We start from the raw sequence: 12,140 nt of genomic DNA, 5'->3' as shown, positions 1-12,140 counted from the left end.
CGGCACGCCGCACAGCCAGTCGCATCAGTCATCCAGAATGGGAGAGAATCCACCGTAAATCATGCGCTTGCCGTCAAACGGCATCGACTCGCCAAACTCTTTCATTCGTGGATCCGACATCATCTTTTGATTCGCCGCGTCGCGGACCTCTTTCGAGGGGTATTCAATCCAGCTAAAAACCACTTCCTCGTGTTCTTCTGCTTTCACCGCCATCCGAAAATCGGTCAGTTTGCCGTCCGGAACGTCATCGGCCCAGCACTCCACGACGCGTAATGCCCCAAACTCTTTAAAGAGCGGGACAGCCTTTGCCGCCATTGCCACATAGGCCTCCTTGTTTTCGGCAGGTACGGCAACCACAAAACCATCAACATACTTCATGAGATAAACCTCCGAAGTGTTACTGCACGGCAAGACAATTCTGGCCGCGTCAGTCGCAGTTAAGTTTAGTCGCCATTGCGGTACTGTGCTGTAGAAGCATTGCGCAGCGGAATGCGCGCCGCGGGCGAATAATGAAACCAGGGCAGACAAATCTGGATCAACGGTCCAATCGCCAGCGCATACAGCACGGTTCCGACACCCAATGCCCCCCCAAGTAGCCAACCGCTCAACAAAACGGAAACCTCAATCGCAGTACGAATAGAGTGCACGGGCCAACCAGTGCGCGCATGGATCCCGGTCATCAGGCCGTCACGCGGACCGGCACCAAAGCCTGCGCCAATATACATACTGGTTGCCAGCGCGTTGACGATCACCGCAGAAACTAACAAAACAGCGCGTACAAGCAGGGATTCAACGCCAGGCATGATAGCCAGAGCGGCATCTGCCGCCAGGCCGATAACAATAACGTTACTCAGTGTTCCAAGCCCTGGGCGTTGTCGCAAGGGTATCCATAACAGCAAGACCAGAACGCCAACGCCAATCATCACAATACCGATGTTCATCGACAGCAGATTCGCCACGCCAAGATGAAAGACATTCCAGGGGTCGGCACCTAAATCCGCGCGCACAAACATAGCGGTTGAGACACCGTAAAGCGCCAGCCCCAGATACAATTGAACCAATCGACGCAACATAATTCCCCCTTCCTCGCCAGATAACGTTCATCTTCTGCGCAATTGGCACTATGATTAATGTCCAGTTTTCAAAAAGTGGACTGTTATGTCATCTCGCCGTCATGGAAGCCAATCTCTGCAGCGCTTGCTCGGACACTGGCAGGAAACCGCTTCACGTACCCCACTCTGGCGTCAGCTCGCCGGCGCGCTGCGTCTGCTCATTCTGGATGGTCGCCTGGCACTGGATAGCCGCCTTCCCGGCGAGCGCGAACTGGCCACCGTGCTGGACGTGAGCCGAACCACTATTGCCAGCGCGCTGGCGCAACTGCGTGAAGAAGGCTATCTGGAAAGCCGCCAGGGGAGTGGTTCGCGGGTCATCCTGCCAGAGCATATCCACCGGGTACCCACCCGCACCAGCACCAGCATGGCGCTGGATCTTTCCACCGCCGCGCTGAGCGCCGGCCCGGAAATTCATCAGGCCTACCAGCAGGCTCTGTGTGCAATGCCCCAGCACCTGCTGAGTTCGGGTTATCTACCACAGGGATTATTGTCGCTACGTGAAACCATTGCCGGACACTACTGCGAACGTGGGTTACCCACCCAGCCGGATGAGATAATGATCGTCAATGGCGCGGTGAGTGGTCTGGCGTTGATCCTGCGTCTGCTGACCGGACCAGGTGACCGTGTCGTCGTGGATCACCCCACCTACCCGCTCGCCATCGCAGCCATTCAGGGCGCGTCGTGTCGTCCGGTGGGCGTCTCTCTACCGGAGCATGGTTGGGATACCGCCGGTCTGGTCGCCACCATTGCGCAAACGTCGCCAGGAATGGCCTATCTGATGCCTGATTTTCATAACCCCACCGGGCGCTGCATGGACGACGCGACGCGCCAGACAGTGGCGGATATTGCCGCCAGAACGCGGACCACCATGGTGGTGGATGAAACGATGGTGAATCTTTGGTTTGATGCCCCTCCACCACCGCCGCTCGCCTGCTACAACGCCGATGCGCCCATTATTATGTTGGGGTCAGCAGGCAAAAGCTTCTGGGGAGGACTGCGTCTGGGCTGGGTTCGCGCATCGTCACGCACCATTGCTGCGCTCGTGCAAACCCGTGATACGTTCGACCTGGGCTCGCCGGTACTGGAACAACTGGCGACTGCCTGGCTGATTGAACATTCTGGAACCTTCCTTCCCGAACGGCGGCAACAACTGGCCGGGCGGCGCGCGTTATGCGGTGAACTGATGCGAACACACTTTCCGGAATGGACGTTTTCTCAGCCTGCGGGGGGATTATCTTTTTGGGTGGAACTGCCTGACACCTTAGCCACCCAGTTCGCGACACACGCTGAAAGCGCCGGTATTCAGCTCGGTACCGGCACCCGTTTTGGTCTGAATGGTGCTTTCGATCGCTTCTTGCGGATGCCATTTACCCACCCGGACGACACATTACGCGCAGCATTCAGCACGTTACAGCCCCTGTGGGACGGATTGCGTTTTCAAACCGGTGTGGGAAAAATGCGTAAGATTATTTGACGTGCCGGACGGCAGAATTGGGTGGGGGCCCTGCCAGCTACATCCCGGCACACACGTCGTCTGCTCTGGCTGCTTCCTTCCGGATCTGACCTGGTAAACAGAGTAGCGTTGCGGGAGAACCAACAGAGCCCCCATTGAGAGCGTTGTTAACCAACGCGCAGGCGCATTATCACTGCTGTCCCCGGTAAATGCAACCGATCCTGCACCGGATGCTGGTTTCTTGCGCAATGTGACTTCACTCCGCCTCTATTGAGGATTATGCTGAGAGATTAGCGCAGGAATACACCATGAATATGCAAGACTCTTTCCCTCAACGCGTCTGGCAAATTGTCGCCTCCATACCCGAAGGATTTGTGACCACCTACGGTGATGTCGCACGGCTTGCGGGTTCACCCCGTGCCGCTCGCCAGGTCGGCGGCGTATTAAAACGGTTACCGGAAGGCAGCACCCTCCCCTGGCACAGAGTCGTCAATCGCCACGGCGCGATCTCGCTGACCGGCCCTGACCTTCAGCGTCAACGCCAGGCTTTGTTATCGGAAGGGGTGATAGTGTCAGGGAGCGGGCAGATCGATTTACAACGATACCGCTGGATGTATTAACCCTCTCCATATCGAAGAGGGTTTATTTCAGATTAGTACTCTGTAGGTGGCGTTGCTATCGCCCCACTGCCAGCCTGCACCGGCACGGCCGTTTGCTGAACCGGTACCAACGTTAGATCGGCCTTTGTCCCACCGCGATTGATCACTTCCTGAACGGTATCGGTAATGAATACCAGTTTGTCATTGACGGTGATCGCGGCACTCAGCAGGATCCGGGCATTTGGCTGTACATCTGCCGGATTAAACGGGAGAACGAAGCTAAACGGCGCCTGTTTGCCTTCAGTACGCACCGCCTGCTGCGACAACACTTTTGACGGCGCATCAGCCAGTGAGGCATCCGACAGTGTCACCGTTAATACCGCATCCGGCGGCAACGCCACTTTCTGACGGATCCAGACGGTACCCGAAACCGAGGGTTGCTGAATTGCAGGCTGTGTAGCCACACCTGAAGTGCCCGGGTTTGGCGTGGGTGTCTGGACATTTGCGCTTCTGTCTGCGCAAGCCGCCAGAGCAACCGCCATCGCTAAACCACTTACCATGTGCACAAGTTTCATTAAATTCTCCTTCTCACCAGAGCCCCAGTAAGTTATTTACTCGCCGGAGATTGGTTAACAAACACATAACGTTATTAAGTTTGGCACAAATCACCTATTTTTTCCTGAAATTAGTCAGTTATTCAGACTATTGCACCCATCGGACCACTTTTAAAATTGCGTTATACTGTGGCTATCTCGCTGCGGCGCCGTCATTACCTGGAGAGTAAGTATGAGTCTGGCACTGAAGAATTTGCTGACATTGTTAAATCTGGAAAAAATTGAAGAAGGACTCTTTCGGGGACAAAGTGAGGACCTGGGGTTACGTCAGGTTTTTGGCGGACAAGTCGTCGGTCAGGCAATGTGTGCCGCCAAGGAAACCGTCGCTGAAGAGCGCCATGTACACTCTTTCCACAGCTATTTTTTACGTCCGGGTGATACGCAAAAACCGATTATTTACGATGTAGAAGTGCTGCGCGATGGCAACAGTTTTAGCGCCCGCCGGGTGGCCGCGATTCAGAACGGGAAGCCGATCTTTTACATGACCGCCTCTTTTCAGGGCCCGGAAGAGGGATTTGAACACCAGAAACAAATGCCCGCTGCACCGGGGCCAGAATCCCTGAAATCAGAAACCGAAATTGCCCGCTCAGTGGCGCATTTACTACCACCGATGTTAAAAGAGAAATTTCTCTGCGATCGCCCATTAGAGATTCGTCCGGTCGAATTTCATAATCCGCTAAAAGGCCATGTCTCGGAGCCGACGCGTCAGGTCTGGATCCGCGCAAACGGCACGATGCCAGACAGCCTCCGCGCGCATCAATATTTGCTGGGCTATGCCTCCGATCTTAATTTCCTGCCTGTGGCATTACAGCCTTACGGTATTGGTTTTCTCGAAAAAGGGATCCAGATTGCCACTATCGATCATTCCATGTGGTTCCATCGTCCTTTCAATATGAATGAATGGCTGCTGTACAGCGTGGAAAGCACCTCTGCTTCCAGCGCCCGCGGCTTTGTGCGCGGTGAGTTTTACACGCAGGACGGTGTGCTGGTTGCGTCTACCGTGCAAGAAGGAGTCATGCGGAATCACAACTGAAAAAAGCCGGATGGCGTTGACGCTTATCCGGCTTTTTGTCGGCCCGGTAAGCGACAGCGCCACCGGGCAATCTGCATTACGCGTTATAGGCATTCTCGCCGTGACTGTTCACATCCAACCCTTCGCGCTCTTGTTCTTCCGGTACGCGCAGCCCCACGGTTAAATCCGCCAGTTTGTAACCGATAAACGCGACCACGCCGGACCAGAGGATCGTAATGCCGATACTTTCTAACTGTACCAGCACCTGGTGTCCCATTGTGACACCGTCGGCAAAGCCCACGCCGCCGAGCGAGCGAGAAGCGAAGACCCCGGTCAGGATGCAGCCGACGATACCGCAGACACCGTGAACACCGAACACATCGCAAGGATCGTCAACGCGCAGCAGGCGTTTAAGCATTGTCACGCCCCATAATCCCGCCAGCCCCGCCACCACGCCAATAATTAGCGCGCCGCCGACACCGATGTAACCGCAGGCTGGTGTAACCCCAACCAGACCGGCAATGGCACCAGAACAGGCCCCCAGCAGAGACGGTTTACCGCGCAGCACCCATTCGCCAAATATCCATCCGAGTATCGCCGCTGCTGTTGCCACCACCGTGTTGACGAAAGCCAACGCCGCGATTTCGTTCGCCGCACTGGCAGAACCGGCGTTAAAACCGAACCAGCCAACATACAGGATCGCCGTACCGGTAAAGACCATCGGCAGGTTATGCGGTTTAAACGCCTCTTTGCCAAAGCCGACGCGCTTGCCAATCAGATAAGCGCCAACCAGACCGGCAATCGCCGCGTTGATATGCACCACGGTGCCGCCCGCAAAATCCAGCGCGCCATGCGATGCCAGTAAACCGCCGCCCCACACCATGTGCGCAATAGGAATGTAGGAAAGCGTCAGCCAGACCACCACGAAAATCAGCACCGCCGAAAAACGAATACGCTCAGCCAGTGCCCCCACGATCAGCCCAACAGTGATGCAGGCGAACGATCCCTGGAACGCAACGTGAATATACTGATAGAAACTGCCCATCACCGCCGTAAGTTCAATATTCTTCAGCATCGTCCAGTGGAAGTTACCAAAGAAATTGTTGCCTTCACCAAAGGCCAGTGAATAGCCGTAAACCACCCATAAAATACAGACCAGCGCGAACGTCACGGTGACCTGAGTGAGCATTGACAGCACGTTCTTTCCACGAATCAACCCACCGTAGAACAGGGCAATGCCGGGGATCGTCATGAACAGCACCAATGCAGTACAAATCATCATAAAGGCGTTATCGGCTTTGTCAGCAACGGCTGGAGCCGCCATCGCCAGACCTGGCAGCAGCGCCAGTGAAGCCAGACCCGTTTTCATCGTTGCTATCTTCATTTTTTCGTTCCTATCACTGTGTAGCCTGAAAGTTACAGTGCCGCTTCGTCGGCTTCACCGGTACGAATACGAATGACGCGTTGCAGTTCAGCAACGAAAATTTTGCCGTCGCCAATTTTTCCGGTCCATGCAGACTTACTGATGATATCGATCACCTCCTCAAGCTGATCGTCCGCGATGGCCACATCAATTTTTACCTTTGGTAGAAAGTTGACGCTGTATTCCGCGCCGCGGTACAGCTCGGCATGCCCTTTCTGACGCCCAAAACCTTTCACTTCAGTGACCGTTAACCCCTGAATGCCTATGGAAGACAGCGCTTCACGAACGTCTTCCAGTTTGAACGGTTTGATTACCACGGTAACCAGCTTCATAGATCCCCTCCAGTCAGAAATGGGTAATAACTGCAACGACACGAGGAATCTTTTGCAAGGGGTGTGCCACATTGCGAAATGTGTCAATCCGACACGGAATTGCACAAAAAACAGGCAGCAAAACAGGAGGAGATAAATGTGAAGTGCGTCGGATGCGAAGCGGGAAACGAAAAACGCACCATGCCAGTGCATGATGCGTTTCATTTTTGCACCACCCGCGAGAGTGGCGGGCGACGCTGGTGCATCAGGCGGTAAGCGATTCCTCGCGCGCGCTGGCTGCCAGCTCTTCGCCGGCTAACTGTAATTGATACATTTGCCAGTAACGCCCTTGCGCGGCAAGCAATTGTTGATGGGTGCCACGTTCAACTGCCTGGCCGCGATGCAGTACCAGAATGGTGTCAGCTTCGACGATCGTCGACAGCCGGTGCGCAATCACCACCAGCGTAGTGTGCTCACGCACGGCCGCCAGCGCCTGCTGAATCGCTTGTTCGGTTCCCGAGTCGATGCTGGCCGTCGCTTCATCCAGGATCAGCACCTGCGGCGTTTCAACCAGCACGCGCGCCAGCGCCAGGAGTTGTTTTTGCCCCACCGACAAGGTGTTCCCTTGCTCACCCAGACGCGTATGGATACCGTCGCTCAGACCGCGCGCCAGTTCCGCCAACTGGACGGTTTCCAGCGCCTGCCAGACGCGCGCTTCACAGATATCGCGACCCAGCGTGACGTTTGCCAGGAAGGTATCGGCCATCACAACCGGATCCTGCTGAACCATCGCCACCCCCTGACGCAGAACGCTATGCCCCAACGTAGAGAGTGGTCGCCCGTCCAGACGGATCTCGCCCTCAGTCAGCGGATAGTAGCCCATCAGCAGGCTGGCGAGCGTACTCTTACCGCTCCCGGTATGCCCGACTAATGCCACAAAACTGCGGGACGGCACTGACAGGCTGACGTCCTGTAGCACCAGATGATTGTCACGGTAGGAAAAAGAGACATGGTCAACGTCGATTCTCCCGCTCCGCAGCGGTCTGTTATCTTCACCATAACGCTGGCGAGGGCCATCCATCAGTTCAAAAACGCGCTCCCCCGCCACAACCGCCTGCTGTAACATGGATTGTTGCGTCGTCAATTCAATCAACGGCTCGTTCAGCCGCCCGAGGTAACTGATAAACGCATATAACACCCCAACTTCAATGGTGCCGGCTGAGGTAAAGCTGAACAACATCAGCAGCCCACACAGAATCAGCGCCGAGAAAAGACTCAGCAACGGACGCAGTAAAAAGCCATCCAGCCTCAGGGTTTGCATTCGCGCCATGTAGTGAGAACGACTGGCCTCGCCCATCCGCTCGCCAAAACGCGCCTGTTGGCGAAACTGCTGAATGACGCTCATGCCGTTGATGACTTCATTGAAACCGTCATTGATATCCGCCAGATACGCTCTCACACGGCGTACGATCGGCGTGCTGTAGCGCTGGTAAATCACCATCACCACCAGCACGGCGGGGAACATCGCCATCGCCACCAACGCCATGCGCCAGTCCAGGCTGAACATCGCCACTAACATCGCGCCAATCAGCGCGGCGCTGCGCAACACCGTCGCCACAACCGTGACGTATAAGTCGCGGATCACTTCAGTGTCATTAGTCACCCTGGAGATCAACTGCCCGACGGGCTGAGTGTCAAACTCGCTCAACGGCTGGCGGAGCGCTGCGTCCATTACGTCGGTACGCAGTTGTTGTACAACACCAACGGCGGCCTGATTAAACAACAGCGACTGCGCATAATGCAGGCCAGCCGCCAGCAGCTGTAAGCCAATGTAGGCTGCTACCAACCCCGCCACCATAGCCAGCGGCAAATTGTTTTTCGCCACCAGATGGTCAATGAAATAGCTGATCAGCAGCGGTCCACTCACCTCTGCCGCCGCGGCGACCCAGAGCATCACCACTGCAATGGCAAGCGGTTTTCGCCACGGAGAACCGTACGCTAACAGCCTTTTCAGCGTTGGCCATAACTGTGCAAAACTACGCATTCGCCGCCTCCTCTGGCATTTCAGGGGCGTCCGTCAGTGCGGCTTCTAACTGCTGATAGCGGTACATGTCGCGATACCAGCCGGATTGCAGGACTAAATCGTCATGCTCGCCTCGCTGAGCAATATGCCCATGCTGCATCACGATAATTTCGCTGGCTTCCGTCAGGGCGGACAAGCGGTGTGCGCTAATGATCACCGTACGCCCTTCTCCCCACTGGCGCAGGTTATGCAAAATCTGATGTTCCGTACGACCATCTACTGCCGAGAGGGCATCATCCAGAATCAGGATCTCCGCATTGAGCAACAACGCGCGGGCAATCGAAATGCGCTGTTTTTGTCCGCCGGAAAGCATAACCCCACGTTCGCCAACTTCGGTGTCATAACCCTGCGGCAGACGTAAAATGTCCTCATGAACGCTGGCTAAACGTGCCACATGTTCAATTTCGTCCTGGGTCGCGTTTGGTCGCCCCAGCGCAATGTTGTTAGCGACCGTATCTGAAAACAGGAACGGCGTCTGGCTGACCACGGCCAGTCGGCTACGCCAGCTATCCAGTTGTAAATGCGTCAGCGGAATGCCGTGAAAACGGATATCGCCTTGAGTGATGTCAAAATGACGCTGAATCAACGAAAGTACCGTGCTTTTCCCGGCGCCGGTCGGTCCACAAATCCCCAGCATTTGACCGGGTTTGAGGTGAAAATGAACCTCTTCCAGCGTAGGATGCGCCGCCTGCGGATAACGAAACTCGTCAATCGCCGCCGTCAGTTCACCGCGCCCTTCCGGTACGGGTTCTGTGCCGTCATTCACCACCGGAGCTTCTGCCAGCATGGCGCGAATTCGGCTATAAGCGGCGCTGCCTCGTTCGACGATATTAAACATCCACGCCAGCGCCAGCATCGGCCAAATCATCAGGCCGAGGTACATCATGAAGCTGGTCAGTTGCCCGAGCGTTAACGCGCCATGGACCACCATCCAACTGCCGCCGCCAATCGCCAACAGGTTTGCCATACCAATGGCGATATAAATCGTCGGATCAAATCGGGCGTCGATACGTGCAACCCGCAGATTTTTCTTGCCGGTATCCGCCGCATCGGCCGCAAAAAGCGCCGACTGTCGATCCTCGAGACCAAACGCTTTGATCATACGAATGCTGGTCAGGCTCTCCTGAGTCCGATCGTTCAGGCTGGAAAATGCCGCCTGCGCCAGTTTGAAACGATCGTGTAGCCGATCGCCGTAGCGCTTGATCATCAGCGCCATTATCGGCATCGGTAACAAGGCAAACAGAGTCAGTTGCCAGCTGATTTGGGTGGACATCACGATCAATACGGCGCACCCCATGACCAATGAGTCCACCAGCGTTAACACCCCTTCCCCGGCGGCAAACACCACGCGGTCCACATCATTGGTGGCGCGCGCCATTAAGTCCCCGGTGCGATGTCGTAGATAAAATTCAGGATGCTGACGACTGAGCTGACGGTAATAATCTTCACGCAACTCAACGGCCAGTTGATAAGACGCCCCAAACAGCAGAACGCGCCAGACGTAGCGTAATAGATAGACCACGACGGCAATCAGCGCGATGGTTCCCACCCACATCAACACCTGCTGAGGGGTAAAGCGTTGTGCGCTTACGCCATCCACAACAATGCCGACCACCTTAGGCGGGATCAGTTGCAGGATCGCAATGATGATAAGCAAGGCAACAGCACCGAGATAGCGACGCCACTCCCGGCGAAAGTACCAGCTTAATTGAACAAATAATCGCACGTATTTTGTCCTGACATGATTTCCGGCAATCAGCGCCGGGAGAATTATTCAATGGGTAGAGCGGTAGTATATTTAATCTGTTCCATCGCAAAGCTTGATGTGACATCTGACAGTCCGGGAACGCTGTTCACCAGGCGTTTGTAGAAATCGTCATAGCGTTTCATATCCGCCACCTGGACCCGCATCAGATAGTCGTATTCACCCGCCATGCGCCAAAAGCCCAGCACTTCCGGCATTTCGGTGACCACGGTCACGAATCGGCAGTACCATTCGCTGCTGTGATGCTGCGTTTTTATCAACACAAAGGCCGTTAAGCCCAGCCCCAATTTTTCGGGGTCCAGCAACGCGACTTTTCCCACCAGAACGCCGTCATCTTCCAGCCGTTTCAGGCGTTTCCAGCAGGGAGTGGTGGTCAGATTAACGGCATCGGCTAACGCCTGCAAAGAGAGGGTACAGTCCTGCTGCAGCAAGGCGAGCAGCTTACGGTCAATTTTATCTAACATGCCCACCTCACAGAGAAGAATTTTCTCCTTACATTCTATTTTAAAGGTTAAATGGCAACAATTTTTTCCGTGCTTTTCGCTAATCTGGGCACAAAATGACAAATGGAAAACACCGATGAATAACGCCTGGGTTAAAAACGCCATTAATGAAATTAACGCTGACTATCAGCGTTCAGCAGATACGCATCTCATCCGGCTGTCGCTGCCTGCGTTTCCGGGGATTCAGCTCTATCTGAAAGATGAAAGTACGCACCCCACCGGCAGTCTGAAACACCGACTGGCGCGTTCACTGTTCCTGTACGGACTGTGCAACGGCTGGATCAAAGAAGGCACGCCAATCATTGAATCATCATCGGGTTCAACCGCCGTTTCCGAAGCTTATTTCGCTCGCCTTCTGGGGCTGCCCTTTATTGCTGTCATGCCTTCCTGTACGGCAAAACGCAAAGTCGAACAAATAGAGTTTTACGGCGGCCGTTGTCATTTTGTGGAAAGTGCCTGCGAGATTTACGCCGCCTCAGAACAACTGGCGCGTGAACTGAACGGTCACTATATGGATCAGTTCACCTACGCGGAACGCGCTACCGACTGGCGCGGGAATAACAATATTGCCGACAGTATTTTTCGCCAGATGCAGTGCGAGCCAAACCCGGTGCCTAAACACATTGTCATGAGCGCAGGCACGGGCGGAACTTCGGCCACCATTGGCCGCTACATTCGCTGCCAGGGCTACGACACGCGCCTGATGGTCGTTGACCCGGAAAACTCGGTCTTTTTACCCTACTGGCAGGAACGTGATGCCGCATTACGCAGTCCGGTCGGCAGCAAAATCGAAGGTATCGGCCGCCCACGCGTGGAGCCATCTTTCATTCCGGACGTGGTGGATGAGATGTTGCGTGTGCCGGATGCCGCCAGCATCGCGACCGCGCACTGGCTGGAAACGCAGTTGGGTCGCAAAGTCGGCGCCTCAACCGGCACCAATATGTGGGGAACACTGCAACTCGCGGCCCGTATGCGTGATGCCGGAGAAACAGGTTCTCTCGTTACGTTGCTGTGTGACAGCGGCGAACGTTATCTCGACACCTACTACAATCCGCAATGGATCAGCGCACATATCGGTGATTTAGCACCGTGGCAGGCTGAACTTGCCCGGATGCTGAACGTCCGCTAAGTCAGTATAAATAAATATCCTCCGGCATAGCCGGAGGTTTTTCAAATGCGCCTGTAAGGCTCTGTTACCAGCCGCGCCCTAACAGGCGCATACGATCTGACATTTGCATCCAACTTTGTTACTTACGGCCCGTAAA

12 protein-coding genes and 1 other RNA gene are annotated in these 12,140 nt (G+C 55.1%); 4 read left to right on the top strand and 9 right to left on the bottom strand.

Annotated elements, in window-relative coordinates:
- Positions 1-24 precede the first annotated feature (24 nt).
- Both NNO04_RS02260 and yczE read right to left on the bottom strand, forming a co-directional pair.
- Positions 25-378, bottom strand: a complete 354-nt coding sequence (locus NNO04_RS02260; RefSeq protein ID WP_192611401.1) for a DUF1428 domain-containing protein — start codon at positions 376-378, stop codon at positions 25-27.
- Positions 379-443: 65 nt separating this feature from the next.
- Positions 444-1,073, bottom strand: coding sequence for a membrane protein YczE (gene yczE, locus NNO04_RS02255; RefSeq protein WP_271443293.1), 630 nt, complete (start codon positions 1,071-1,073; stop codon positions 444-446).
- Positions 1,074-1,158: 85 nt separating this feature from the next.
- Here yczE and yczR point away from each other — a divergent pair, with 85 nt between their 5' ends.
- Positions 1,159-2,586 (top strand): MocR-like transcription factor YczR, encoded by a 1,428-nt coding sequence (yczR, locus tag NNO04_RS02250; protein ID WP_271443292.1) that lies wholly within the window; start codon positions 1,159-1,161, stop codon positions 2,584-2,586.
- A gap of 28 nt (positions 2,587-2,614) precedes the next feature.
- Here yczR and ffs read toward each other — a convergent pair.
- Positions 2,615-2,711, bottom strand: an RNA gene (ffs, locus tag NNO04_RS02245) — signal recognition particle sRNA small type.
- 162 nt (positions 2,712-2,873) lie between these two features.
- Between ffs and NNO04_RS02240 the strand changes: the two genes are divergently transcribed.
- A complete protein-coding gene (locus NNO04_RS02240; RefSeq protein ID WP_442870723.1) occupies positions 2,874-3,185 on the top strand; it encodes an MGMT family protein in 312 nt (103 codons plus the stop codon).
- Between the two features lie 32 nt (positions 3,186-3,217).
- Here the strand turns inward: NNO04_RS02240 and NNO04_RS02235 are convergent, their stop codons facing one another.
- A complete protein-coding gene (locus NNO04_RS02235) occupies positions 3,218-3,739 on the bottom strand; it encodes a YbaY family lipoprotein (protein WP_271443291.1) in 522 nt (173 codons plus the stop codon).
- Between the two features lie 211 nt (positions 3,740-3,950).
- Here NNO04_RS02235 and tesB point away from each other — a divergent pair, with 211 nt between their 5' ends.
- Positions 3,951-4,811, top strand: a complete 861-nt coding sequence (gene tesB / locus NNO04_RS02230; RefSeq protein ID WP_271443290.1) for an acyl-CoA thioesterase II — start codon at positions 3,951-3,953, stop codon at positions 4,809-4,811.
- 76 nt (positions 4,812-4,887) lie between these two features.
- Here tesB and amtB read toward each other — a convergent pair whose 3' ends face one another.
- The 5 genes from amtB to decR all read right to left on the bottom strand — a co-directional run bounded on the left by amtB (position 4,888) and on the right by decR (position 10,836).
- The gene (gene amtB, locus NNO04_RS02225; RefSeq protein WP_271443289.1) at positions 4,888-6,174 is read right to left on the bottom strand and encodes an ammonium transporter AmtB; all 1,287 of its coding nucleotides are present in this window, start codon (positions 6,172-6,174) and stop codon (positions 4,888-4,890) included.
- A 32-nt stretch (positions 6,175-6,206) separates the two neighbouring features.
- Positions 6,207-6,545: a P-II family nitrogen regulator gene (glnK, locus tag NNO04_RS02220; RefSeq protein WP_192611395.1), complete on the bottom strand. Its 339-nt coding sequence runs from the start codon at positions 6,543-6,545 to the stop codon at positions 6,207-6,209.
- Positions 6,546-6,789: 244 nt separating this feature from the next.
- The gene (locus tag NNO04_RS02215) at positions 6,790-8,568 is read right to left on the bottom strand and encodes a SmdB family multidrug efflux ABC transporter permease/ATP-binding protein (RefSeq protein WP_271443288.1); all 1,779 of its coding nucleotides are present in this window, start codon (positions 8,566-8,568) and stop codon (positions 6,790-6,792) included.
- Positions 8,561-10,333 carry a SmdA family multidrug ABC transporter permease/ATP-binding protein gene (locus NNO04_RS02210; RefSeq protein WP_271443287.1) on the bottom strand — a complete coding sequence of 591 codons (1,773 nt, stop codon included), beginning with the start codon at positions 10,331-10,333 and terminating at the stop codon, positions 8,561-8,563. Before NNO04_RS02210 ends, NNO04_RS02215 begins: the two co-directional genes overlap by 8 nt.
- A gap of 44 nt (positions 10,334-10,377) precedes the next feature.
- Complete coding sequence (decR, locus tag NNO04_RS02205; RefSeq protein ID WP_192611392.1) at positions 10,378-10,836, bottom strand: DNA-binding transcriptional regulator DecR; 459 nt, start codon at positions 10,834-10,836, stop codon at positions 10,378-10,380.
- A 115-nt stretch (positions 10,837-10,951) separates the two neighbouring features.
- Between decR and NNO04_RS02200 the strand changes: the two genes are divergently transcribed.
- Positions 10,952-12,004 carry a PLP-dependent cysteine synthase family protein gene (locus NNO04_RS02200; protein ID WP_271443286.1) on the top strand — a complete coding sequence of 351 codons (1,053 nt, stop codon included), beginning with the start codon at positions 10,952-10,954 and terminating at the stop codon, positions 12,002-12,004.
- Positions 12,005-12,140 lie beyond the last annotated feature (136 nt).

This window comes from Citrobacter sp. Awk 4, assembly GCF_028069725.1.
In the GTDB taxonomy this organism is placed as follows: Bacteria; Pseudomonadota; Gammaproteobacteria; order Enterobacterales; family Enterobacteriaceae; genus Citrobacter_D.
Note: the sequence above shows the minus strand (reverse complement) of the source record. Positions and strands in the feature narration are given on the sequence as shown.

Bases quoted from the DNA above. Each gene is read 5' to 3' on its own strand.
- NNO04_RS02215 (WP_271443288.1), bottom strand. From the start codon at position 8,568: ATGCGTAGTTTTGCACAGTTATGGCCAACGCTGAAAAGGCTGTTAGCG.
- NNO04_RS02235 (WP_271443291.1), bottom strand. From the start codon at position 3,739: ATGAAACTTGTGCACATGGTAAGTGGTTTAGCGATGGCGGTTGCTCTG.
- amtB (WP_271443289.1), bottom strand. From the start codon at position 6,174: ATGAAGATAGCAACGATGAAAACGGGTCTGGCTTCACTGGCGCTGCTG.
- tesB (WP_271443290.1), top strand. From the start codon at position 3,951: ATGAGTCTGGCACTGAAGAATTTGCTGACATTGTTAAATCTGGAAAAA.
- yczE (WP_271443293.1), bottom strand. From the start codon at position 1,073: ATGTTGCGTCGATTGGTTCAATTGTATCTGGGGCTGGCGCTTTACGGT.
- yczR (WP_271443292.1), top strand. From the start codon at position 1,159: ATGTCATCTCGCCGTCATGGAAGCCAATCTCTGCAGCGCTTGCTCGGA.
- decR (WP_192611392.1), bottom strand. From the start codon at position 10,836: ATGTTAGATAAAATTGACCGTAAGCTGCTCGCCTTGCTGCAGCAGGAC.
- NNO04_RS02260 (WP_192611401.1), bottom strand. From the start codon at position 378: ATGAAGTATGTTGATGGTTTTGTGGTTGCCGTACCTGCCGAAAACAAG.
- NNO04_RS02200 (WP_271443286.1), top strand. From the start codon at position 10,952: ATGAATAACGCCTGGGTTAAAAACGCCATTAATGAAATTAACGCTGAC.
- glnK (WP_192611395.1), bottom strand. From the start codon at position 6,545: ATGAAGCTGGTTACCGTGGTAATCAAACCGTTCAAACTGGAAGACGTT.
- NNO04_RS02240 (WP_442870723.1), top strand. From the start codon at position 2,874: ATGAATATGCAAGACTCTTTCCCTCAACGCGTCTGGCAAATTGTCGCC.